19 protein-coding genes are annotated in these 24589 nt (G+C 64.3%); 7 read left to right on the top strand and 12 right to left on the bottom strand.

Features of this window, described 5'->3' with window-relative positions; genetic code table 11:
• Window positions 1-48: 48 nt before the first annotated feature.
• From U0O11_RS01220 to rmuC, 4 genes are all read right to left on the bottom strand, one after another.
• The gene (locus U0O11_RS01220) at window positions 49-855 is read right to left on the bottom strand and encodes a DNA-binding domain-containing protein (RefSeq protein ID WP_324691193.1); all 807 of its coding nucleotides are present in this window, start codon (window positions 853-855) and stop codon (window positions 49-51) included.
• Window positions 852-1778, bottom strand: a complete 927-nt coding sequence (gene bufB, locus U0O11_RS01215; RefSeq protein ID WP_324691191.1) for an MNIO family bufferin maturase — start codon at window positions 1776-1778, stop codon at window positions 852-854. The genes U0O11_RS01220 and bufB overlap by 4 nt, the downstream gene beginning before the upstream one ends.
• A gap of 109 nt (window positions 1779-1887) precedes the next feature.
• Window positions 1888-2184, bottom strand: coding sequence for a BufA1 family periplasmic bufferin-type metallophore (locus tag U0O11_RS01210; RefSeq protein WP_043333233.1), 297 nt, complete (start codon window positions 2182-2184; stop codon window positions 1888-1890).
• Between the two features lie 346 nt (window positions 2185-2530).
• On the bottom strand, window positions 2531-4399 hold the full coding sequence (gene rmuC / locus U0O11_RS01205) for a DNA recombination protein RmuC (protein ID WP_324691189.1): 1869 nt from the start codon (window positions 4397-4399) through the stop codon (window positions 2531-2533).
• Between the two features lie 218 nt (window positions 4400-4617).
• Here rmuC and U0O11_RS01200 point away from each other — a divergent pair, with 218 nt between their 5' ends.
• Both U0O11_RS01200 and U0O11_RS01195 read left to right on the top strand, forming a co-directional pair.
• Window positions 4618-5205 (top strand): type 1 glutamine amidotransferase domain-containing protein, encoded by a 588-nt coding sequence (locus U0O11_RS01200; protein ID WP_043333235.1) that lies wholly within the window; start codon window positions 4618-4620, stop codon window positions 5203-5205.
• 390 nt (window positions 5206-5595) lie between these two features.
• On the top strand, window positions 5596-5997 hold the full coding sequence (locus tag U0O11_RS01195; protein ID WP_324691187.1) for a hypothetical protein: 402 nt from the start codon (window positions 5596-5598) through the stop codon (window positions 5995-5997).
• 133 nt (window positions 5998-6130) lie between these two features.
• On the opposite strand, the gene U0O11_RS01190 is transcribed toward U0O11_RS01195, so the two are convergent.
• The gene (locus tag U0O11_RS01190; protein WP_324691185.1) at window positions 6131-7597 is read right to left on the bottom strand and encodes an aminoacyl-histidine dipeptidase; all 1467 of its coding nucleotides are present in this window, start codon (window positions 7595-7597) and stop codon (window positions 6131-6133) included.
• 330 nt (window positions 7598-7927) lie between these two features.
• Window positions 7928-10258 (bottom strand): tRNA(Met) cytidine acetyltransferase TmcA, encoded by a 2331-nt coding sequence (locus U0O11_RS01185; protein WP_324691183.1) that lies wholly within the window; start codon window positions 10256-10258, stop codon window positions 7928-7930.
• Between the two features lie 268 nt (window positions 10259-10526).
• Between U0O11_RS01185 and U0O11_RS01180 the strand changes: the two genes are divergently transcribed.
• From U0O11_RS01180 to U0O11_RS01165, 4 genes are all read left to right on the top strand, one after another.
• The gene (locus U0O11_RS01180) at window positions 10527-11087 is read left to right on the top strand and encodes an iron transporter (protein WP_324691181.1); all 561 of its coding nucleotides are present in this window, start codon (window positions 10527-10529) and stop codon (window positions 11085-11087) included.
• Window positions 11088-11263: 176 nt separating this feature from the next.
• The gene (locus U0O11_RS01175) at window positions 11264-11668 is read left to right on the top strand and encodes a cupredoxin domain-containing protein (RefSeq protein ID WP_324691179.1); all 405 of its coding nucleotides are present in this window, start codon (window positions 11264-11266) and stop codon (window positions 11666-11668) included.
• 76 nt (window positions 11669-11744) lie between these two features.
• A complete protein-coding gene (locus U0O11_RS01170) occupies window positions 11745-12605 on the top strand; it encodes an FTR1 family iron permease (protein ID WP_324691178.1) in 861 nt (286 codons plus the stop codon).
• A 41-nt stretch (window positions 12606-12646) separates the two neighbouring features.
• Window positions 12647-14125 (top strand): 4Fe-4S binding protein, encoded by a 1479-nt coding sequence (locus U0O11_RS01165; protein ID WP_324691176.1) that lies wholly within the window; start codon window positions 12647-12649, stop codon window positions 14123-14125.
• A gap of 179 nt (window positions 14126-14304) precedes the next feature.
• Here U0O11_RS01165 and U0O11_RS01160 read toward each other — a convergent pair whose 3' ends face one another.
• Together U0O11_RS01160 and U0O11_RS01155 are read right to left on the bottom strand one after the other, a co-directional pair.
• Window positions 14305-15915 (bottom strand): DHA2 family efflux MFS transporter permease subunit, encoded by a 1611-nt coding sequence (locus tag U0O11_RS01160; protein WP_324691174.1) that lies wholly within the window; start codon window positions 15913-15915, stop codon window positions 14305-14307.
• A gap of 2 nt (window positions 15916-15917) precedes the next feature.
• Window positions 15918-17045, bottom strand: coding sequence for an HlyD family secretion protein (locus U0O11_RS01155; protein WP_324691172.1), 1128 nt, complete (start codon window positions 17043-17045; stop codon window positions 15918-15920).
• Between the two features lie 244 nt (window positions 17046-17289).
• Between U0O11_RS01155 and U0O11_RS01150 the strand changes: the two genes are divergently transcribed.
• Window positions 17290-17967 carry a TetR/AcrR family transcriptional regulator gene (locus U0O11_RS01150; RefSeq protein WP_107335663.1) on the top strand — a complete coding sequence of 226 codons (678 nt, stop codon included), beginning with the start codon at window positions 17290-17292 and terminating at the stop codon, window positions 17965-17967.
• A 440-nt stretch (window positions 17968-18407) separates the two neighbouring features.
• On the opposite strand, the gene U0O11_RS01145 is transcribed toward U0O11_RS01150, so the two are convergent.
• The 4 genes from U0O11_RS01145 to U0O11_RS01130 all read right to left on the bottom strand — a co-directional run bounded on the left by U0O11_RS01145 (window position 18408) and on the right by U0O11_RS01130 (window position 24425).
• Entirely contained in the window at window positions 18408-20042 is a 1635-nt protein-coding gene (locus tag U0O11_RS01145; RefSeq protein ID WP_324691169.1) for a sigma-54 interaction domain-containing protein, read from the bottom strand.
• Between the two features lie 65 nt (window positions 20043-20107).
• A complete protein-coding gene (locus tag U0O11_RS01140; protein WP_324691167.1) occupies window positions 20108-21565 on the bottom strand; it encodes a hypothetical protein in 1458 nt (485 codons plus the stop codon).
• 75 nt (window positions 21566-21640) lie between these two features.
• Window positions 21641-22810 carry an iron-containing alcohol dehydrogenase gene (locus tag U0O11_RS01135; RefSeq protein WP_324691166.1) on the bottom strand — a complete coding sequence of 390 codons (1170 nt, stop codon included), beginning with the start codon at window positions 22808-22810 and terminating at the stop codon, window positions 21641-21643.
• A gap of 640 nt (window positions 22811-23450) precedes the next feature.
• A complete protein-coding gene (locus U0O11_RS01130) occupies window positions 23451-24425 on the bottom strand; it encodes an ABC transporter substrate-binding protein (protein WP_192838689.1) in 975 nt (324 codons plus the stop codon).
• Window positions 24426-24589: the final 164 nt, after the last annotated feature.

Here is a 24589-nt window from a genome sequence, read left to right as displayed (position 1 = left end):
GCGAAGGGTCAAACAGAAAAGAGCCGAGCAGAAAAGAACCAGGCAGGATCAGGTCGGCGCGCGGAAGGCACCACTTGCCAGCAGGGGGGCCAGCAGCGGCCCCAGCTCCTGCTCGGGGTGCGCGTCCGCGAGCCGCGCTGCCGCGTCCGCCAGCGCCTCCCCCGCCAGCAGCAGCTCGAGCAGCAAGGCAGCGGCCTCGCACAGCACCGTGACCTGCACCTCCAGCGCCGGGCGCGTGATCAAGATCCGCTCCGGCCGCGCGATATCCAGCCCCTCAAGGGTCGCGCCGGCATGCTGATGGCGCTGCCAGATCTCGAGCACCGCATGCTCCAGGCGCAGCAGACATGCCGCGGGGTGCACCGAGAACCTGAGTTCCATCACCGCCTCAGGCGGCAACCCCGCCAGCTGGGTCGGCACCAGGGTTTCGGCGTCCGCCGCGTGATAGGCCACCAGACGAGCGACCTCGAAGCGGGCCAGGTCCACCGCATAGAACGGCAGCTGAGCGGCCGACACCTGACGCGTCTCGACCAGCGTGGTCAGGGTCGTGTGCAGGGTCTCGGCAAGCCCGGCCCCGTACTCCATCATCAGCGGTGAGCGCGGCAGATGCTGGCGGGAATGATCGTGGGCCAGGGCCGCAAAGAAGCGCTCGCCCACCACCTGACGGGTCACCGGATAGGCCTCTTCCAGCGCACTGATCAGGCTGGCCCAGACATTGTTGCGATAGACATCGAGGCGCTGCTGATGGCCTGCCTCGATACCCAGAAGCGCGGCATCAGGCTGGGTAAGTGCCTCGATGAAGGCGCGCTGCCAGTCGGGCTGGCGCTCAGCGCTGGCATGCCGCTCGAGAGAGGTCATTGGCCGCCCTCCATGCCGGAGCGCGTCAGCTGCTGCGCCCGTGTGCTGTGCAGCAACGCCTGAGCGCGCGTGGTCTGCCCCAGCAAGACCTCCAGCGCCGGTACCTGGGTATCCCATTCAATCAGCGTCGGACGCGGCCCGATGCGATTGATGAAGTCGGCATACAGCGCCCAGACCCCATCGCAGACCGGCGCGCCATGATTGTCGATCAACAGACCTTCACGCGTGTCCTCGCCATGCCCCGCCAGATGGATCTCCCCGACGGCGTGGCCCGGAATGGACTCCAGCCAGGCCGCGGGATCGATCCCGATGTTGTGCGCCGAGACGAAGACATTGTTGACGTCGATCAACAGACCGCAGCCACTGCGCTCGACCAGACGAGTGAGGAAATGCGTCTCGGGAATCAGTTCCGCTCCCAGCTCGCGTGCATCGAAACGCAGATAGTGGGCGGGATTCTCGATCAATACCTGACGGCCCAGGGTGTCCTGCAACTGCATCAGGTTATCGCTGACCCGTGCCAGCATCGCGTCCGTCAGCGGTACCGGCAGCAGGTCGTTGTAGAAGTGGCCGCTATGGCCGGCCCAGGCCAGGTGTTCTGACACGCTGGTGGGCGGGTGACGCTCGCAGAGCGTTCTGAGGCGCGCCAGATGCGTGGCATCCAGCGGGCGCTCCGATGCCAGCGACAGGCCGACACCATGAATCGAGAGCGGGTACTCCTGCAGCGCATCCAGCCGGGCATGGGGTGCCCCGCCGGCGCCCATGTAGTTCTCGGCATGAATCTCGAGAAACCCCAGCGCCGGTCGCGACGACATCAGCTCACGCACATGCTGCGCCTTGAGGCTGATACCGACGGCCATCTCGTCGAGGGACGGATAGGCCGTACCGAAATCCGGACTGCCGGAGGAAGGGGATGGCTGGTGCATGAAGACCTCTCGAGGCGGCGAACGTCCGGTGGCGGCGTGGCGCCAGGCCACCGGACGTCAAGTTCGGGGGGATGCTAGGGAAGTCCGAGCCAGCCCCGAGGCGTGTTGCTTACTTGATTTCTTCCAGGCTGCCGGTGCCATTCGGCGTCTCGATGGAGGTGCAGGTGCCTTCCGGAACCAGCTTCCAGGCATTGCCCTGATAATCGACGGTGGAAGTCCCGGCACACGAAGTACCCGGGCCAGCGGCGCAGTCATTCTCACCGGCCAGCGACACGCCGTAGCACTTTTCCATGCCCGCCGCGTGGGCCGGAAGGGAGACGACAGCGGTAGACAGAGCGACAGCGGTTCCGAGTGCGGAGGCCAGGGCAAAAGCGGTCTTGGCGGACTTGTTAGTCTTGGTAGACATGGGCACATCTCCTGAGAAAATGCTCTTTAATGAGCCAAACTTTATTTATCTATCACTTTCGCCCCTGCGCTGCGGGCTCAATCCAACTTACGGGGGGCTTGGGGAGATGGATGCAGAAAAGATCGAAATTCTTGCCGCGACTCGACAATATCGCGCTGACCGCACTCCCCTCATCACATGTGGAAACGATACCCCGCGCTTGCGTTGACCTCGCCATGCAAACGCAAGCGGCCCCACATGGGGGCCGCTTGCGTTGACTGTCATCTGCTGTCTGAGGGCATGTCGCGACGTCTGTTGTAACGTCAGTCGCAACGGCTGCCTGCCGTGCTGCAGGCGATGAGGGCGATCAGCAATCGCCCTGCCACTTGCGCTCCATGAGCTCCCAGCGCGAGAGCGACGCAGGCGCCTGCCCTGCCTCGGTGTCCAGTGTCTCTGTGTCCAATGCCTCGGCACCCGGTGTTTCGGCATCCGGTGCTTCGGCACCCGGTACTTCGGCGCCCGGCGCTCCGGCGACATCCTGGCCTTCACTGGCAGGCGGCTCGGGCGCGGGCTGGCGATCAAGCGCCGACGGCGCGGATGTCGATGGCTGATCAAGTGCCTGCTCGGATTGATGCAGGGTGTCGCGCGACCGGCGCACCAGCGCTTCCGGCAGCGGCTTCTTCATGCGCGCGCCGAGTTCCAGCAGCTCCTCGGCACGGCTGATCAGGTTGCCGCGCCCGCTGGCCAGCCGCTTCATGGCGGTATCATGCGCCTCACGCGTACGTCCCAGCTGAGTGCCCAGCTCCTCGAGGGATTCGGCGAGGCCACGGAACTTGTCGAGCAGCGCCCCGGCGCGTTCCCCGATCACACGCGCATTGTCGTTCTGGCGCTCCAGACTCCACAGACTCGCCACGGTGCGCAGGCTGGCCAGCAAGGTGGTCGGCGTCACCATCACCACGCCCTGGGTGAAGGCGTCCTGGAACAGGCTGTCATCGTGTTCGAAGGCCAGCGCGAAGGCCGGCTCCATCGGCAGGAACAGGAACACGAAGTCCGGCGATCCCAGCCCCTCGATGGCGGGATAGTTGCGCCGCGCAAGCCCGGTGACATGGCCGCGCACCGAGGTCAGATGCGCGCGCAGCGCACGTGCTCGCGTCACGTCGTCCTCGGCGTTGACGTACTCGGTGTAGGCGGTCAGCGAGACCTTGGCATCGATGATCAGATGCTTGTTGTCCGGCAGGTAGACGATGGCATCCGGACGCTGGCGTCCGCCCTCGCCGGTGAACGACACCTCGCGCTTGAACTCGATGCCATCACGCAGGCCGGAGCGCTCCAGCACGGTCTCCAGAATCATCTCGCCCCAGTTGCCCTGCATCTTGCTGTCGCCCTTGAGCGCCCGCGACAGATTGGCCGCCTCCTCGGTGATCTGGCGGTTGAGGCCCGCCAGCTGATCGAGCTGACTCTTGAGGCTGGTGCGCTCACGTACCTCCTCGCCATGCAGCTGCTCGAGGCGCTGGCGGAAGTCGCCGACCTGCTCACGAAACGGCTTGAGCAACTGCTCGAGCTGGGCGCCACTGGCGGCGGTGAAGCGTTGCTGGCGCTCCTCGAACACCTTGCCCGCCAGCTGCTCGAATTCCTGACTCAGGCGCTCGCGCGACTCGTTGAGCAATGCCAGCTGCTGCTCGTGATGGCTGGCCTCCTGACGCTGGCGCGTCACCAGCGAGGCATGCGTCTCGCGCAGCTCGGCGTAGCGCTCGCTCAGTGTCTCGAGACGCTCTTCGCGCTCCAGCAGCTGCGCCTCCAGCACTTCCTGCTGGCGGGTCAGGCTGCGCGCCAGCGTCTGCTGCTCACTCAGGGCGCGTGACTGTTCATCCAGGCGCCCCTGCAGCGATTCGCGCAGCGTGGCGAGTTGCTCGGTCAGCGCATCGCGCGCCTGGCGCGCCTCCTCCAGCGACTGGCTCAGATAGCGTTGCTGCTGCTCCGCCTGCTGCTCATCCAGTGCGGCACGTTGCTCGATCAGGGCCGCCCGCTGCTCGGCCTGTTGCTGGCGCTCACGCGACTCGTCCAGCGAGGCCTGCCACGTCTGTTGCATCGACTGTTGCTCCTCCTCACTGCTTTCCTGCAGCGCATGGAGCTGCTCGCGGGTTCGCCGCCAGCCCAGCCCCAGGGCCAACGACAGCATCAACAGCACGCCGACCAGCAACCACATCACGGCGGAAGATTCAGAAAGCAGCGACATCGGACACTCCATGGCCTGTGAAAACGCAGCGGGGTCACCCCCCCCTTGAAAGTCAGTATCGCGCATCCATGTCTTGGGTGTCAGGGCACGAAAGGACGGGAATTGCCTGCCATCAGCGTGCAGTGCTCACCACGATGAGTGACGTACGCCTAGAGCAGAATTCTCCCCTTCTCTGCCCAGCACGCTCGCAAGAGCCGAAGCACGGAAAGGAGATTCGCATGACACAGCAGACCGATCAGCAGACACGTCAACAACTGCAAGGTAAGCGCGTGGCCATTCTCGCGACCCATGGCTTCGAGGAATCCGAGCTCGCGGTGCCGCGCGCCGCACTGCAGGAGGCGGGCGTCGAGGTAGACATCGTCTCGCCGGAGAAAGACGGCATTCGCGCCTGGGCCGAAACCGACTGGGGTGAGAAGTATCAGGTCGACACCCCGCTCAGCGATGCCAGCGAACACGACTATCACGGCCTGGTGCTACCGGGTGGCCTGTTCAATCCGGACACCCTGCGTCAGGACGAGAGCGCACTGAGCTTCGTGCGCAGCTTCTTCCAGGCCCACAAGCCGGTCGCCGCCATCTGTCACGCGCCGTGGATCCTGATCGATGCCGGCGTCGTCGAAGGCCGTCAGATGACCTCCTTCCCCTCCGTCGCTCAGGACCTGAAGAACGCCGGTGCAGAGTGGCAGGACAGCGAAGTGGTGTGTGACAGCGCGCTGGTCACCAGCCGCAAGCCAGCAGACCTTGATGCGTTCAACGCCAAGCTGCTCGAGGAACTGGCCGAAGGCAAGCACCAGCATCAGCACGCCTGAGGTCGCAAGCCAGAGAGCCGCAAGCTAGAGATCCGCACGCTCTGAAGCTTGAACAGACAGACGCCCCTGCCACTTCGGCAGGGGCGTTTTCGTTGTCTCAAGGGCGCAATCCGGTGCCTTGGCGGCAGAAGTGAAGTGTCCTCGCAGCACTGGCTGAACCACTCATCTCCGAGGATCGTTGACCACTCTGCAGACGTTCGCCGGATAACCTCATTGCGAGCAACCACTTACGCCACAGGCAACGCAATCTGGACAACTCAGCTCCACAACAACACACCGAGCGACGCACGGAGACATTAGCGAACGCCTTTCGTAAAAGGCGCTGCGACACGATATTCTGACGACAAGGATCCTCTTGGGTGACTGACCGACCATACGGGAGACCGCCCCATGCATATCTCTACCTTGACCACAGCCCTTACGTCTCTGCTGCCTTCCCTGCTGCTGGGACTGACGCTGATGTTCGCCACGCCGACGCTGGTCGCCGCGGATGATCGCCATCGCGCGCAGGGCCAGCACGGCGAGCGCCACAGCACGCCGCAGAGTCGCCACGAGGCGATCAAGCGCCGCCACCTCAGGATGTTCGACGAGCCGCGCGTGGAGCGCCATCACTCGCGTCATGACATCCGCCGCCATGTCCCCAAGCGCCGCTACCATCAGCATGGGCGTCTTGAGCACGACCGCTACCGCCCGTACTACTACCAGAACCATGACTCCGGCCGGCATGGCATCAGCCGCTACCATAACGGCGTGAGCATCGGCATTCCGGCGATCCGCATCAATATCAACTGAGCTTGTGCACTCTCATCAGGCCACGCCAGCGCCTGATGCCCAGAGATAACGACGCCCAGAGATGACGACGCCCCCGCAGGCTGACCTGCGGGGGCGTCGTTCGTCTACGTGACGAGTCTTGCCTGAGAGTTGATCAAGCGGCCTTGGCAGGCTCGGCGAGCTCGGTGATCAGTCCCTTGAGCACCTGCCAGAATTCACCGACCGACTCGACCTCGACCCGCTCGCTGGGCGAGTGGGCGCCGCGAATCAGCGGCCCGAAGGAAATCATCTCGAGCTGGGGATACTTGGCCCCCAGAATGCCGCACTCGAGTCCTGCATGGATGACCTTGATCTCCGGCGCACGGCCGGTGACGCGCTCGTGCAGGCTGCAGAAGCGCGCCAGCAGCTGCGCATCCGGCGCCGGCTGCCAGCCCGGATAGGCATTCTCGGCCACGGTGGTCGCGCCGATCAGCGCAAAGAGCCCACGAATGCGTTGCTCCATCATGGTCACGGCATCATCGCGCAGCGAACGCACCAGCGCGCAGAGATGGAAGCGCCCCTCGCGCAGCTGCACCACGCCGAGGTTGTTGGAGGTTTCCACCACGCCTTCCACCGCCGCACTCATGCGCTCGACCCCGTAGGGCGCGGCATCCAGCACCGCGACCAGCCGCTGGGTGTCCTCGACGGACAGCGCGTTCTCGGCGTTGCCGCGGGTCACGCTGAGCGAGACATCCGAGTCCGTCTCGCGCAGCTCGTCGCGAATCTGGGCCTCGAAGTCCGCGAGGCGCTGGCGCGCGGCGGCGACGCGCTCGTCATAGATCACCACGCCGACCGTGGCCTCACGCGGCAAGGCGTTGCGCAGCGTACCGCCAGACCAGCTGACCAGACGCGGCTTGAACTCGGCCAGCGCGACCAGCGCGCGTGACATCAGGCGATTGGCATTGCCGCGCCCACGATGGATATCGAGCCCGGAATGGCCGCCGACCAGGCCACCGATGGTCAGCTCCAGCTCCGCTTCGGCATCCTTCAGGGACGAGGTGGCAAACTCGTGGGCGACATTGATGTCCGCGCCGCCGGCACAGCCGATATAGACCTGTCCGCGGTCTTCCGAATCCAGATTGAGCAGGTAGCGCCCTTCCAGCCAGTTCTCGGCCAGATTCAGCGCGCCGCCCATCGAGGTTTCCTCCTCGAGGGTGAACAGCGCTTCCAGCGGGCCGTGCACGAGGCTGTCGTCTTCGAGAACGGCCAGCGCCGCCGCGACGCCGAGACCGTTGTCGGCCCCCAGAGTGGTGCCGCGCGCCTTGAGCCAGCCGTCTTCCAAGTAGGTATCGAGGGAATCACGCGTGAAGTCGTGATCACTGTCGCTGGCCGCCTGGGCGACCATATCGAGATGGCCCTGCAGCACGATGCCCGCTGCGCTCTCGTGGCCGGGGGTGGCGGGCTTGCGCAGGCGCAGGTTGCCGAAAGCGTCGCGATCATGGGCGAGACCACGCGCTTCGGCCCAGTCGATCAGATAGGCCACCAGCGCGGCTTCATGCCCGGACGGGCGCGGGATATTGCACAGAGTGCGGAAATGACGCCAGAGGATGGCGGGGTCCAACGTATCGATATGCTCATTCATGGCGAAGATTCCTGTTCTTGTCATCAGCGAGCATACGGAACAGCGGACGGGCGTGGCTAGTGGTTGTCGACACCTATCGATCAGCGACTTCGAATATGCAAGGATGACAATCACGATCCTGCTGACAGATGCATGCCATTCCCCACCTTCATCGGAGCCTTTATGCCTCGTCGACTACTGCTGCTGACCGCCATCTCCGCCACTACCGGCCTGCTGATGCTGAGTGGCTGCTCGCCGATTCCTGACATGCCCGGCCCGATCGGCATTCCGGGCCTCTGAGCCGCGATCGGCCGCGCTGGGCTTATCTGATGCTCATGTCATACGGCCTTGTCATTCGCTCTGTTCGATCAGGCGCCCGGCGGCCGCTCGGCACCAGCGATCGCGCGCCTTGCGGCCCACGATGCCCTGCCCCTCGGCCCAGCTGATGAAGGCAGGCGCATCCTGTCCGCCCAGTGCCAGCACCAGCCCGTGACGCGACGCCTCATCGAGTCGTGAAGGCTCACGGGACTCGAGTGCTGTCTCGAGCCACGGCCGTACCAGCGCCAGCCCCCCGCCACCACGGCGATACCAGTCCAGTCGCTGCACGCATGCGGCTGGCGTCAGCGTGGCCAGGTCAGTTTCACTTCCTTGCTGCCGCAGCCTGTCGGCCAAGACGGGCGGCAAGCCGTGCAGCTCATGCCTCAGCAGGCTGGGCAGCAGGCGCTGAAAGTCCTGCTGCAGCGCGCCGAGCAAGGCATCCTGCGCCAACTGCCCGCGCGGCGCAGATTCGCCACTCCCACTCTCGCCGATGGCCTTGCCCATCATCACCGCGTGCTCGCCACTGGCGGCATCGCGCTTGAGGCCCATGCGCAGCGGCACGAAGCCCTGCGCCAGCCAGAAGGCGACCAGATCGGCCTCGGCCCCGAAGCTGGTGCCGAGTCGCGTGACACCTGCCGCCAGTGCCTGCTGCTCGAGCGCCTGGAGCAAGCGCGCCCCCTGACCACGCCGCCACAGCGCGGGATGCACCGCGATGCGCAGCACCCGCCACCAGCGGGCCTCGGCGGCACCCTGATGGCCTGCATGCGCCGCCAGTGACTGTGCCAGCAGGTGCCCGCGCGGACGCCGCTTGCCGCACCAGATGTCATGCGCCAGGGGCATCGGGAAGCCGCCCTCCTCGACGGCGGCCACCACCCCTAGCCAGGCATCACGCCCAGTCGTGACGTCGCGCTGACGAATCGCCGTCAGCGTGAGCCCCGGCGTGTCGAGCAGCTGGCGCAGGTCCGCCGGCGTGGTGCGGTAATGTGCCTGCACCAGCAGGCCGAACAGCTGCCGCAACGCCGCCTCGTCACGCGCCAATGCATCACGCTCCAGTACGACAATGTCGCAGCCCTCCAGCCACTGCTGAGCATTCTTCGCGCATGGCTCAGGCAGCTCAGGCGGCTGCGCCGAGAGCAGCAGCAGGTCATCGGTCAATGCTTCCAGCGGGTCGCCGGGCGCCCAGCGCACGGGCGTCGTCATCTCCAGCGCCTGCCAGCCGGGACACTGGCGCTCGAGATGATGGCGAAACCGCAACTGGAAGCCGCGCCCGGTGCCTTCATAGCCATGCACGGTGGTAGCGAAGGCGATGCGCGAAAAATACGCCAGATAGCCTTTCAGCAAGGGCGTGGGGATGGCGGCGGCCTCATCGACGAACAGCCGCGGCAGCAGCTCATCGTGACAGGCGTGGCGAGCCGCCTCGATGGCATCCGGCGCCAGAAAACGCAGTTCGCTGCCGGAAGCCGTGTCGTCCTCCGCCTGCCCAGCCGGCAAGCGAAAGACATTGCCCTCGCGCCGCCCCCGGGGCAGCAGGGCCGCCAGGCGCGCGAAGATCGCGCTGACCGCCGCAGGGCGTGGCGCCGTCAGCCAGACATTCTCCCCCGCCGCCAGACAGCGCGCCGCCGCGATACCCAGCGCGCCACTCTTGCCACGCCCGCGATCGGCACTGATCACCACGGGTCGCGCAGGTGCCAGTGCCTCCAGCGCAGCCACGCTGGCGGCCTGGTCCTGCGTCAGGCAATCGCTGTCGACGATGGCGTCTGTTCGCGCCGCCTGTTTGCCGCCATCCAGCAATGGCGCAGGCAAGTGTCCGCCCTGTGGCCAGTGCAGCACACTGGCATGCGATGAGAGGCGCCGCGCCAGCCGCGCCAGATAGCGCGCCGTCAGCTGCTGCCGCTCGAAGGGCCAGTGAGCCAGCCGCGCGTGATCGCCATCCGGCACTGGCGCAGGGTCTGCCGCGGCCCAGGCGGCAGGCGTCATCAGCACCAGCAGCCCCCCCGCCTTCAGGGTGCCGGCCACGGCGCCGAAGGCATCGGGGTCGAAACCAGCCGCCGGCTGCGCCGCATCGAAGATGACCAGTGACTGCTCACCGCCCAGCTGGGTGGCGGCCTTGGCCATCGCCAGCGTACGCACCGGCGTCGCGCCCTGTGTCGGCAAAACTTCACCTGTGCCCAGCCACAGCGGGGCAGGCTCATGCGCTGGCCACCGCTCGCAGATCGCCTGCGCGGCGCCAGAGGGGTCATCGCCGCTGATCCACAGGCAGGCACGCTGACGCCGCGCGAGCAGATGTTGATGCAGCGTTCGGCACCACGCCTCGAGGGCGGGCAGGTCACTGCGAGAAGGAGAATCTGAAGGAGGAGTCGTCATGTCGCGCAGCATGCCGCATGGCAGCGCGCCAGACCAGATGAGCAGACCAGGTGGCGCGAGAAAGACGTGAGGCCGTCGCAAGAAAAACGTGATCTGCCCGGCGCGGCCGCCAGGCCTGCCACTCGCGCCTGTTACTTGAGAAGAAGCTCATGCTCATACAACGCCCCGTTGCAAGATGAGCAACGCAAGCGGCGCAGGGATGAGAATGGTTATATTTAGGCTTATCGGGATAATGAAGCTCCACTTCCCATCATTGCGAGTCCCCCCGATGCCACAGCGTCACTCCCTCACCACTGCTCTGCCCCGCGCGCTCAAGCCTTGCCTGCTCGCCCTGAGCCTGGCGGCAACATTCGTGGCGGGTCAGGCCTCGGCACTGGAATACCCGATCGGCACGCCGGTCAAGGAAGGCGGCATGGAAATCGCTGCGGTCTACCTGCAGCCGGTGGTGATGGCCCCGGCCGGCAAGCTGCCTGCCAATCAGGCCGATATCCACCTGGAAGCCGATATCCACGCGCTGATGGAAAACGACAACGGCTTCGCGCCGGGCGACTGGATTCCCTATCTCGGCATTCACTATACCCTGACCAGGCAGGGTGGCGAGGCGCCGATCGAAGGCGAGCTGGTACCGATGATCGCCAATGACGGCACCCACTACGGCAAGAACGTCAAGCTGGATGGCCCGGGCAAGTACCACCTGACCTTCGAGATCCAGCATCCGGACATGCCGCGTCATATCGACAAGGAAACCGGCGTCGCCGAGTGGCCGCAGACCATCACCACCGAATACGACTTCGTCTATGCCGGCGTCGGCAAGAAAGGCGGCTACTGAGCACCGCTCTGCCCTGCTGCATGCCCCTGAATGTCTGCATCCCGTGAAGCGGCCATTGCCGCTTGCTCCTTCGATGGCCGCCTGTGCTGACCTGCACTCGCGGCCATTGGTCGCTCTACCACCAGCGCCTTGTGCTGGTGTCAGTGTGCGCTTTCCCTCATCGTCCGGAGTGTCCCATGCGCCTGACCTCTTTCTTGCCCTCCCTCTTGCCCTCTCGCCTGCCCCGTCGAGCAAGCGCCCTGCTGCCCGCGCTCGTCATGTTGCTCGTCGCCCTTTTGCTCGTGGGCCTGCTGCCTCGGCCGGCGGCCGCCAGCGAAATGCCGTCCTACGACCTGACCCTCGACAACGGCAAGCTCATCCCTGAGGTCCTTGAGGTGAAGGCGGGCGAGAAATTCGTCATCCAGCTGCACAACGCGGGCAATACGCCGGCCGAATTCGAGAGCAACTCCCTGCGCAAGGAGAAGGTACTGGCACCGGGCGTGAAGTCGTTCGTCGTCATCCATCCGCTGCGCGCGGGCAGCTATGACTTCTTCGATGATTTCCACCTGCCGGACGCGCGTGGCAAGGTCGTCGCCGAATAAGCTCGGCCACCCTGTGCCAATGACGTATTTTTCGTCATCGATGGCGCGCACCGAACGTCAGTAGAAGAGAGTCCGCATGTTTGATCAGATCCTGTTTATCGTCTGGCGTGAAAGCGTCGAAGCCATTCTCGTCATCGGCATCATGCACGCCTGGCTGGTGCAGTCCGGCACCCGCGCGGGCCTGCGCTACCTGTGGGGCGGGGTCGTCGCCGGTCTGGTGCTGGCCGGCCTGATGGGGGCGGCGCTGATGGGCGCCAACACCTGGCTGACCGGCACCGCGCAGGAGGTCTTCCAGGCCGTACTGGTGCTGACTGCCTGCCTGTTGATCACCCAGATGGTGCTGTGGATGCGCACCAAGGGCCGCACGCTCAAGGCAGAACTCGAGAGCGGCCTGGCCAGCGCCGTCTCCTCCGGCAGCTACTGGGGCGTGGCGACGCTGGTCGCCATCGCCGTGGCGCGTGAAGGCGCGGAAACCGTCGTCTTCCTCTACGGCATGGGCGCCGCCAGCCTGCAGTCCGGCGGCATCGCCAGCTTCGTGCTGGCTGCGGGCCTCGGCTTCGCCCTCGCGGTGGCGACCTTCATGGCGCTGCAGCTCGGTTCACGCCTGTTCTCGTGGAAGCTGTTCTTCCGCGTGACCGAAATCCTGCTGTTGATGCTGGCGGCGTCACTGCTGATGTCGGGCCTCGAGCAGCTGATCGGCCTCGGCTATCTGCCGGCGGGCCTCGACCCGCTGTGGGATTCCAGCTGGCTGCTCGATGATGGCAGCGGCCTCGGCGGACTGCTGGCAACCTTCGCCGGCTATCGCGCCTGGCCTGCCACGACGATGGTGGTCGGCTATCTCGGCTACTGGGTCATCGTCGCAAGCCTCATGAAGCGTCAGCGCAAGAGGGAGCGCGTCGACCAGCGCCGTCAGCTCACTGCCCGCGCGCGCAGCTGAGTCTTGTTCACGCGATCTGCCAGTCAGGAGAAACGATAGTCATGGCCAATTGCGGCTCCAGCCCCCACGGTGACATCGCCAACCTCATCGCCAGTGATGGCGGCGCCTCGCCTGGCCGTCAGGCCACGCGCATCGCGCGCTTCGGACAGGCGATGCAGCAGCGGCGTGGTCTGATCCAGCTGGTGCAATGGCTGGTGGTCGGCATCTATGCCTTTCTGCTGGTGGTGCCGGCCCTGTTGCCGCTGCCGGATTACCAGGCGCATATCCTCACCAACCTGACGGTGTTCGCCGAGTTCGTGTTCTGGGGGCTGTGGTGGCCCTTCGTGCTGATCAGCATGGTGCTGATGGGGCGCGTGTGGTGCGGTGTCTTCTGCCCCGAAGGCACCCTGACCGAAGCCGCCAGTCGCATCGGCCTGGGTCGCCCGATTCCCGGCTGGATGCGCTGGGGCGGCTGGCCCTTCATGGCCTTCCTCGGCACCACGCTCTATGGCCAGCTGGCCAGCGTCTATCAGTACCCGCTGGGCGCACTGGTGGTACTGGGAGGTTCGACGGTGGCCGCGATCATCGTCGGGCTGATCTACGGCAAGGGCACGCGCGTCTGGTGCCGTCAGCTGTGTCCGGTGAATGGCGTCTTCAACCTGTTGGCACGCCTGTCACCGACCCACTTCCGTACCGACCAGGCCCGCTGGAACGCCCACAATCAGGCTGTTCGTCAGGGCAACGCCGTGCGCATGCACGCCCCTGACTGCGCGCCGCTGATTCCGCTCAAGCAGCTCGACAGCGCCGGTGACTGCCATGTCTGCGGACGCTGCAGCGGCTACAAGGACGCGATGCAGCTGGAGTGGCGTGCGCCGGGGGTAGAGCTGGTCGAGCCGCCGCAGCCGGTGCGCTTCACCCACTACTCGGTGCTGGTGTTCGGCCTGCTCGGCATCGCCATCGGCGCCTTCAGCTGGAGCGCCAGCCCGTGGTTCGTCGCCCTCAAGCAGCAACTGGCCTTCTGGCTGATCGATCACGACCTGATGTGGCCGCTGACCACCACCCTGCCGACCTGGATTCTGACCAACTACCCCGAGCACAACGATGTCTTCAACCTGCTCGATGGCAGTCTGATCACGCTGTGGATCGTGGTCGGTGGCGGCCTGCTGGGCGCGCTCACCAGCCTGCCGCTGCTGCTGGGCAACTGGCTGATGGGCGGCAAGGCGACGCTGTCACGTCAGTGGCACCTCTCGCTGAGTCTGATTCCGCTGGGCGGGCTGGGCGTGTTTCTCGGCCTCTCCGCCACCACCATGACGCTGCTGCGCGGCGATGGCATCAATCTCACCTGGGCCAATGACCTGCGCGCCACCCTGCTGGCACTGGCCTGCCTGTGGGGGCTGCGTCTGGCCTGGCGCATTACCGGTGAGCAGCGCAACGGCGGCCTGCTTGCCGGCAACGCTGCACGGCTGGTCGGTACCGCGAGTGTCGCGCTGGCCTGCCTGCCCGCGCTGGGCATCTGGTATCTGATGTTCTGGGGCTGGTGACGCCCTGCTGGCTGGATGCTGACTGACAGAGGCTCAAGGCCTGACACATCAAGGCTTGAAACACCAAGGCTTGAAACACCAAGGCTTGAAAGACAAAGACCCGCCGATTGGCGGGTCTTTGTCTTTCAGCGACATGCGGCGTTTTCTCAAAGTACGCTCAAGGAGCCTTCAAGGCGCCATCAGTGCGCTGGGCTCTGTTCACCACTTTCGCTGGCATCCGCCTTGCTGGCAGGGTCTTGCGGGCGACGGAACAGGAAGGCCGCCACGCTGCCGAGCACATAGACCGCGCCCAGCCACAGGAAGATATTGTCGAAGGCCAGCACCTCGGCCTGGATGCTGATGCGCTGGGCGATCATCTGCACACCGGCCTGCCACGGATCAGCCAGCCCCGCGAAGGTCGACTGATAGCTTGCCAGCTGATCGATCACCACCTGGCGGCTCTGGTCGATGGCCCCGATCATCTGGTTCCAGTGATAGTCCTCACGCAGCTCGCGGATGGTATCGATCAGCGCCAGCCCCACCGCGCCGCCCAGGTTGCGCATCACGTTGAACAGGCCACTGCCGTTGCCTATCTCGTGGGGCGCCAGACGCCCCATCGCCAGCCGGGAGACCGACAGCAGCACCATGATCTGGCCCGCGCCGCGGATCACCTGCGGCCAGAAGAAGTCATCGAAGCCCGAGTCCGAGGTCAGGTGCACGTTCATGCCGGTGCCGAGGCCGGTCAGCACCAGGCCGATGCACAGCATCAGGCGCAGGTCGATGCGATCGGAAAGCTTGCCCGCCACCGGCGCCATCAGGAACATCACCACACCGCTGACGAACATCACCTGCCCGATCTGCACGCTGGAGAAGCCGGAAATCGAGCCGAGAAACAGCGGCACCAGATAGACCAACCCGTAGAGCACCACGCCGATCCAGAAGCCGATGATCGCCCCCAGCGCGAAGTTGCGGTCCCTGAACACTCGCAGGTCGACGATGGGGTTGCTGGTCGTCAGCACGCGCCAGAAGAAGCCGACCGCCGCCACCGCGCACACCACACTCCAGAACAGGATCAGCGAACTGGCGAACCAGTCATCGCCGGGCCCTTCCTCGAGCACGAATTCGAGACTGCCGAGAAAGACCGCCATCAGCGCCAGTCCCAGCGTATCCAGACGACTGAGCAGACCGCGGTCGCCGCTGTCGATCTCCAGATTGCGCCACACCAGCGCCGCCACGATGATGCCCGGCACCAGGTTGACCAGAAACAGCCAATGCCAGCTCATGTATTCGGTGATGTAGCCGCCGACGGACGGCCCGATGGAGGGCGCCATGGTCGCCACCAGGCCGATCACCGCCTGGATGCTGCCCATCATGCGGCGCGGGAAGATCGAGAAACTGGCCGCCTGGGTCAGCGGAATCATCGCCCCGCCCATGAAGCCCTGGACCGCGCGCAGCACGATCAGGGCTTCCAGCGAGGTCGAGAGCGCACAGCCCAGACTCGCCAGCGTGAAGCCCAGCGCCGAGACGGTCAGCACCAGCCGCGTCGAGAAGATGCGCGCCAGCATGCCGGAGAGCGGAATCATCACGATCTCGGCGATCAGGTAGCTGGTCTGCACCCAGGAGATCTGGTCCTGACTGGCGGCCAGGCCTGCCTGCAGCTCGTTGAGCGAGCTGGACACGATCTGGATATCCAGAATCGCCATGAACATGCCGAACACCGCGGCCACGAAGCCGATCTGCTGGCGGCGCGTCGGCATGTCACTGGCGGTACCCGCCGGGGGCTGAACCGTGGACTGGGTCGTCTCGGCCATGCTTACTTCGCTCCGCGATCAGCGCTGGCGACCTGCGCGGCATCGGGCGCGATGACGCCCCTGGAGAGGCTATCGACGGCATAGGTGCCGGTGTCCGAAAGCTCTCGTGTATCGACGCTGGGGATGACCGACAGGCCGGCGCGCAGACGCGGCAGCGCATCCGCTGGGCCGGTCAGGCGAATGCGCACCGGCACACGCTGGACGATCTTGTTGAAGTTGCCGGTGGCGTTGTCGGTCGGCAGCAGGCTGAACTCGGTACCGGTCGCCGGCGCCAGGCTATCCACCACGCCCTCAAACTCGATGTCCGGGTAGGCATCCACCTCGAGACTGACCGGCTGGCCGACGCGCATGCGCTCGGTCTGGGTTTCCTTGTAGTTGGCCACCACATAGGCGCTCTTCACCGGCACCAGCTGCATCAGGGTCAACGAGGCGCTGGCCATGGTGCCCACCTCGACACTGCGATTGCCGACCACGCCATCCTGCGGCGCGTAGATCGAGGTCTTCTCCAGCTGGTGGCGCGCGTAGGCGAGATCTGCCGCCTCTGACACCACCTGGGCACGCGCCGATTCCAGCTGCGCCTTGTAGACCTCAAGCTGCTGCCGGGCAGACACCAGCGCGGCCTGCTTCTGGGCAACGCTCGCCTCGGCGGTGCGCATGGTCACCTGGTCATCCTCATAGGACTGACGCGAGGCGTAGCTGCGGCTCTCCAGACTTCTGGAGCGCTTGAGGTGCAGCGCCGCCTGATCGCGTTCGGCCTTGGCCGAGGCCAGCGCGGCCTTGGCCTCGTCGATCTTCGCGCCTTGCAGGTCCAGCTGACGCTCGGCCTGGACTTCCCCGGTGCGGGCGTTGTCCAGCGCGGCACTGGCCTGGTCCAGATTGGCCCTGGCATCTTCGTCATCCAGCTGCACCAGCAACTGCCCCTTCTTCACCGGCTGGTTGTCATGCACCAGCATGCGCGTCACCCGCGCGGTGATCTCGGAGCGCACCGCGACGCTGTCGGTACGCACATAGGCGTTGTCGGTCTCCTGCATGAAGCGCCCGACCTGCCACCATTCGACCCCCATCACTCCGCCAGCGATCACGCCCGCCACCACGATGAGTGCCACGACACCCTTGCCTGCCTTGTTCATTCGGCGACTCTCTCTTGCTGCCTGTCGGTGACAGGCGTGTAATCTGGCTGACGCTGCGGATGAGGCGGCCACGGTGCTTGCGAGCGCTCAGGCCACGGCTGTCATCTTGCATCGTCACAAAGTGTAATGAATACTACACTTACTTGAGGCAGCCCTGACAGTTTCGACAGATAGCGTCTCTCGTTCGCAATATCGCAACCTTGCCTGTTTCAGGCGGTTTCCGGATCACAGACAGGACACTCACATGACTGATTCGCCCTCATCAGAGACCGCCCCTGACTCGGGAAGCACCACGACTCGCGCCTCACCGCGCGGGGAAGCACGCCGCAAACGCCAACTGGAAGTCGCGCGTGAACATTTCCTCGAACACGGCTTCGCCGCGACCAGCATCAATGAGATTGCCCGGCAGGCCGGCGGATCACTGGCAACGCTGTATCGTAATTTCGGCAACAAGGACGGCCTGTTTCTGGCCGTGATGCAGCAGGAGGCGCAGACGGTGTGGTCGGTGATGGACCACGAAGCCAACGAGACACGCAGTGTCGAGGAAGCGCTGGAAGACTTCGGCATGGCGATGCTGGCGCTGGCCCTCGCGCCCGAACTGATCCGCCTGTTCCGTGGCCTCGCCTTCGAAAGCGGCCGCAACCCGCAGCTCGGCAAGCTGTTCCTAGACAACGGCCCCAAGCTGACCCGACAACGCCTGGCAGGCTACCTGTCGCGTCAGGTCGCCCAGGGCCACCTGCCGTCCACCGGCCTCGGCCAGGAGCCGCTGGCCGCCGCCAACCTGCTCACCGGCATGCTGCTCAACCCGCTGCATGTCGACGCCCTGCTCGGCTGCCCACCCGACACCGCAAGCCCCGAACAGCTCCGCCCACATGTCAGACGCTGCGTGCGCGTCTTTCTTGCTGGCTTCGGAGCAAGTTAGAAAGCTTGCTGGCTTCGGAGCAAGTTGGAGGGCTGGCAGGCTTCGGGGCCAGTTAGAAAGCTTGCTGGCTTCGGAGCAAGTTAGAAAGCTGGCAGGTTTCGGGGGCAAGTTGAAGAGCTGGCAGGTTTCGGTGCCAGTTAGAGAGCTGGCAGGTTTCGGTGCCAGTTAGAAAGCTTGCCGGCTTCGGGGCAAGTTAGAGAGCTGGCAGGTTTCGGTGCCAGTTAGAAAGCTTGCCGGCTTCGGGGCAAGTTAGAGAGCTGGCAGGTTTCGGTGCCAGTTAGAAAGCTTGCTGGCTTCGGAGCAAGTTGAAGAGCTGGCAGGTTTCGGTGCCTGAGGGACAAGCTGTGAAAGGAAAGCGGGTACACGCTCATCTAGGGAGGATTGAAGAGGCGAAAAGCGAGGGTCGAGGATGAGTAAAGGCTCGGGCAGCACTGCCGGCTTCAGGGCGTGTGGGTGAACTTCTGCATCTTCTTGACCAGCGTCGACTGGTTGATCCCCAGCGATGCCGCCGCAGCGCGAGTGGTGCGGTGCTTCTCCAGGGCTTGCTCGATCAAGCGCCGCTCCAGAGCTTCGGTATGTTCCTTCAGCGTGCGCTCCGGTGAGCCATCCTCCGGGGCGGTTATCGCGCCGAGTATCATCGAGTCATCCCACCCGGAATTGGCATGCGCCGCAAGATACTCTGCCGGCAAGACATCGGACGTGATCACCTCGTTGGTGGTGGTCACCACGAGGCGCTCCACCAGATTGATCAACTCACGGATATTACCGGGCCATGCATGGCCGCCCAGCAGTTCGAGCACTTCAGGATCAAGGCGCCGGACCAGTGCATGACGCTGACAGAAATGGCGGAGGTAATGCTGCAGAAGCGGGATCACTTCGCTGCGCCGCTCACGCAGCGGTGGCAGCGTGATGGGCACGACACTCAGGCGATAGTAGAGGTCTTCCCGGAAGCGCCCCTCCTTCACCCGAGCAGCCAGATCATGATGTGAGGCGGTCAGCAGACGGACGTTGGTGCGCCGAAGCTCTGTCCCGCCGACAGGCATGAAACGCTGCTCCTCGACGACCTTCAACAACTTGGCCTGCAATGAAAGCGGCAGATCACCAATCTCATCCAGGAAGAGCGTGCCACCATTGGCGACGTCCAGAAGCCCCTGCTTGCCACGTGCGTTTGCACCGGTGAAGGCGCCAGGCGCATAGCCGAACAACTCGGCTTCCAGCAGCCCTTCCGGCAAGGCAGCACAGTTGAGCTCAAGGAATACCCCCTCGGCACGCGTGCTGTGCTCGTGAAGATAGCGGGCCAGCAGCGTCTTGCCCGTTCCCGTCTCGCCCTGAATCAACACCTTCACATCAGTGGCAGCCACGCGTTCCGCCAACGCGAAACAGTCGGCAGTAGCGTCACTGGTCACCAGCTCCAGCGACTGTTCATCCGTCCCGGAGCTGACGCTGTAGGTGTCATGCAGAGAGTGCAGTTGGCGCAACTGCTCCTGCGCATGCTTGGCGCGCAGCAGCTCGGTGATATCGCGCACGCTGGTAACCACATGGCTCAAGGTGCCGTCGTGGGCCAGCATCGGGAGACCGCTGACCAATATCTTGCGGCCATCGCGCAGACTCTGCACGAGGGTGACGGGCTTGCCGTCACGGATGACCTCCAATGACACCGACTTGGAGATATACCCCCGGCGCACCAGCTCCTGCATGTGATGCCCCAGCACGTCACTGCGCTTGAGCCCGGTAATACGCTCATAGGCCTGATTGATGGCGACGGTCACGCCACGCCCATCGGTGATATAGACACCGTCATGCAGGGCATCCAGCAAACGCTGGGTCGGTACCTGAGCCAGCAGATCAGACGCCGGATCCGCGCCAACCTCCGTGGCATTCTTCCCGGTTGAGCTGCCCCGCTGATTGGAGAGCGCGAGGCGTTCCTTGAGTTCCGCGGCGGACTCCACCTCCTGACGCGTCAAGACACCGATAACCTCACCACGCGTATCGATGACCTTGACGGCCTCCAGTGACTGGCGCTCCAGCAACGCCAGCGCTGCTTCAAGTCTGAGATCCTGCTCCACGTTCTGCATTGACGACTCCCCCGGCAGAAACCCCCGCGCGCTCAGGCGGCGGGGGGACATGGGGTCACGATACGTCAATGCGAGGACGTCGGGGAGTCTGCCGAAGCGGCACCTGTCGAGGACAGGCTTGCTGTCTTGCTGTCGGCCGGCGCGATATCTGACTTGCCGATATCACGGCTGAAGGTCTCATCGATCTCGCCGGAGAAGAAGCGCTTGCCGTAGATCAGCAGACACAGCGCAATGCCGATCCCGAAGGCCCAGGCAGCCCCCTTGATGACCAGTACGGCGGCGATCACCCCGGCAATGCCCAGGTCGCGCTGGCTACGCGCTTCCAGAATGCCCAAGCGCACGCTGACATAGCCCTGGATCAACAGCGTCAGTGCCAATGCTATCCCCAGGATGGGCTGGACCAGACTGACGATGGGCAGTAACAGCAGACCGGTGTTGGTGCCCCAGCGGAATGAGCCCGAGCCACCGAACAGCGAATGCATCGCCTGCTTGCCTTCCTTGTAGCGTTCGACCACCACCACCTGCATGGCAGCCCACAGCGGGCCACACATGGTGACGTCCGGGCCGAACAGGCTCATCAGTGTATTGCGCCCGCCGAAGATCATGTGTGCACGGTTGGCGTCGTAGTCGATCTTCTCGTCGGGGCGGGACTCATCAGCCTCCTCGACCAGTGCCTTGGACTGCAGAACATCGCCGAACAGCACGATATAGGCAGCCAGCACGGTCGGCAGCGCCGTCAGGAACATCGACAGCGGCGGCAAGCCGACACCGAAGACAGTGTACTGGCTGAACATGGTCACGAAATCAGGTTGGCTGAAGCCCCACTGCACATCAGGCCATGCGGCCTCGCCCACCAGTGGAGCGACGACGATCGCCAGCAGGATGATCGGGAAGATGCCCAGCTTGCCGAGATTGCTCCAGAACGGGTTCGTGGTCTTCAGCTTGGCGAAATGACGCGAGAAGATGATGTAGAAAGCCAGACCTACTGCGATGCTGATGGTGATGGGATAGGTGTCGAAACGCCCGCCTTCCTTGAAGACCACGCTGATTGCGGCCAACCCCGCGCCCATGATGATGCCAGCCTTGATCGCCGAGGGGATCATGTTGACCACCTTGCTGGCCAGCCCCGTTCGCCCGAGCACGATGGCCAGTATCCCGAGCATCAGCTGGAAGGCAATCAAGGCATGCACCCGCGTCTCCCCCTCCGGGAAGGTCGCCACATAAGCCATCAACAGTGGAATGGCCGGCGTGATCCAGCCGGGAATGACCGGGTCGCCCAGCAGGTGGTGAACCAGATACAGCAGACCATTGAGCATCACGATGGCCAGCGCGGCCTCGAACGGCATGCCCAGGAGCTCCGTCATCAACGGGATGGCGGCGAGATCCACCGCGCACATCAACAGCCCTTGCAGGTAGTCGGGCAGCTCGAAACGGTAGTGCAGGAAGGGAAGACGGATCTTGAAGGGCCCCAGCGCGAAGTAGGGGCTTTCCTCACCGGGCTGGCGGGTTTTCCAGTGGCTCATGATGGCGTTCCTGTTGTTATCGTTATGCATCTTCACCTGTGGTGGAGATGGTGTTCAGAAAGGAGATTCAGCGCTTCAGTAGGCCGCGCGATAGATACTTTCGATATCGGCCTGGCTGAGCTGACGTGGATTGTTGCGCAGCAGGCGTTCGACCTTGAAGGCATCTGCCGCAAGTGAGGGGATGTCCTCTTCGGGGATGTCGAAATGGCGCAGGCCGCTGGGGATGTCCACATCACGACATAGCTTATGTAGTCGCTCGACGACCAGTTCGGCAGTCGCTTCATCCTTGAGCTTGCGATGTGATGTATCGAGGGCCTCCGCAATATCTCGGAAGCGCTCGACACAAGCCAATGCATTCCAGCGCATCACGTGGGGCAACAGCAGCGCATTGGTCACGCCATGTGGCAGGTGGTAGCGCCCTCCCAACGGATAGGCCAGGGCGTGCACCGCCCCGACACCGGCATTACCGAACGCCATCCCGGCCAGCAGACTGCCAGTCGCCATGTCTTCACGCGCCTTGAGGTCGGCAGGATTGGCATAGGCCTTGGGCAAGGCCTTGATGATCAGGCGCATGGCCTTGATGGCCAGTGCATCGGTGATCGGCGTGGCAAAATTGGAAAGATAGGCTTCGATGGCGTGGACGAGCGCATCGACACCGCTGGCGGCAGTGACATGTCGGGGGCAGCTCACCGTCAGCTCCGGGGCAACGATGGCGACATCTGGCAGCAAGTAATCATTGACGATGCCTTTCTTCATCCTCGCTTCGGTATCAGACAGAATCCCGATGTTGGTCACCTCGGACCCGGTGCCTGATGTCGTCGGCATGGCGATAAGTGGCGCTCCGCGGACACGCGCCTTGTTCTCGCCAAACAGACTCTCGAGATCACCATCATGGGTGGCATACACCGCCACGCATTTGGCGATATCCATCGCACTGCCACCGCCTACCGCGATCAGGCTATCGCAGCCCCCCTCGCGGTAGCTGCTCATGCAGTCCTCGACGATATGCACTTCAGGTTCGGCGCTGACATCACTGAAGATGCGATAGTCCGTCAGGTGTCCCCTGGACTTGAGGTCATCCAATTGAGCCTTGATCGGCTCCAGTGTTCCGGACCCCAGTACACCAGGGTCGGTGACCAACATCGGCGAATGCATGCCCAGTCGCATGACCTCCTCAGCAAGACGAGTCGAGGCTTGTTGTCCGGTGATCAGACGATTGGCAGATTTGAAGCTGGCGATACTCATGGCGATATCCTTTGGTGAGTGACGAGATGAATCCGCTGACCGCGTCTCTTGTCACTGTGGATAGCAAGCGCCATGCCAGCACCATTCACCTTATAACCAACTGATACTATTAACATTATTTTCAACCACCCTCCCAAGGTCGCTACACCAATGGTCTAGAGGTGATTCTATATCGCATCAAATAAGCGCCAATTAGATTCCCTATGGAATCAGAGACGATGCCTATCATGCTGTGCAGTCGGCGTGGATTGCCTATACCGAAAAGTATGCGAATGACCAGAAGCGCACCCCGCAGAAAGCACACAAAGACGCCGAGTCGACTGACTCGGCATCTTTGTGTGCAGGTTGAACAGGCCGTGCAGGAGAGGTACTTGGGAGGAAATCAGCGATGCCCGCCAGGCGAGTGCCCTCAGGCGGGCCTTGGCTGGCGCAGGCGCGCCAACCACCCGCCGCTGCGTGTCTGGGCAATACGAGGCCTGGGCGGAAGCCAGAACGAAAGCCAGAGCAGAGCGCAGAGAACAGAGAGCGGTACGCAAAGGCTCCGCTCCGCGACAGGCCACGCTCTGCAAGAGGCCATGGGCGGGAGCCATCCCTCGGCGCCCGCCCACGCCGTCAAGGCGGCAGCAAGGCTACGCCAGCCTCACAGGCTGGCCTTCACGGCGGCCAGGGCATCCTCGCCATCGCGCGTGGTCACGTCGGCGAGAAATTCCGCCAGCCGGTCCGGGTTGGCGGCCAGCCAGTCGTGCGCCACCTCATCGAGGTCACGCTCCTTCAGGCTGTAGTCGAGGATGAAGCCGCTCTGCTCTTCGGAGCTGAAGACGAGCTGATCGAGGAAGCGGGCGAGGTTGGGATTGGCTTCGGCGTAGGCGGTGCGCACGACGGTCTTGACGTCACTGGCGCCATTGTCGGGGCCGAACACCGACTCCGGGTCTGCCAGGATATGGGTGTCGAATTCCGGCACCATCCAGTGCGGTGTCCAGCCGTAGAAGGCGATCCAGCGTTGCTCGCGCTGGGCGGCACGCACCTCGCTGAGCATGCCGGGCGTCGAGGACTCCATCGCATCCCAGTCGCCCAGGCCATAGACATCATTGTCGATGGCGCCATTGAGCATGTCGCTGACCGTGGAGCCGCTTTCGATGGAGTAGACGGTCTCGTCGAATTGCTCGGCGTGGGCGGCAAGATCCGCGGCGCTGTGGATGCCGGCCTCGTAGACATAGCCCGGCACCGCGAAGCCCATGCGGGCGCCGGTGACGTTGTTGCCGAGATCGGTGATCGCACCGGCGGCCATGGCCGCGTCATAACTGTCTTTCTGGGCAGGCAGCCAGCCAGCGAGGAAGGCGTCGCTGTCGCCGGTGGTCAGGGTGTTGTAGCCGACGGTGGAGCTGACTTCCTGTCGCTCCACGTCGTAGCCCAGCGGGGCGAGGATCTGGGCGACGATCTCGCTCTTGACGGTGACGCCGGGCCACGGCGGCACGATCAGCGTCAGCTCGTCATCCTTGTCCTGGGCCGAGGCTGCCAGGCTAGCCGTGCCGAGCAGCAGGGTCGCGAGGGCAAGCAGACCACGGCGGGCGCCGTGCTTCGTCGTAGGTGTCAGGGGGTACGGGGTGGTGGTCATCGTGTCTTTCCTTGTCGGTTCCGGTCGCGCCGGGCCTTGTTGTTGTCGGGGCTGAAAGGCTTCGTATATGGCGGGCGTCGTGCGTGTCCATCGCTCACGGCGCTGTCGTTGTCGTTGTCGGCGCTTGTGTCTTCTCCGCCCTGCTGCGTCGCAAGCAATTGATT

This window comes from Cobetia sp. D5, assembly GCF_035666195.1.
Classification (GTDB): domain Bacteria; phylum Pseudomonadota; class Gammaproteobacteria; order Pseudomonadales; family Halomonadaceae; genus Cobetia; species Cobetia amphilecti.
Note: the sequence above shows the minus strand (reverse complement) of the source record. Positions and strands in the feature narration are given on the sequence as shown.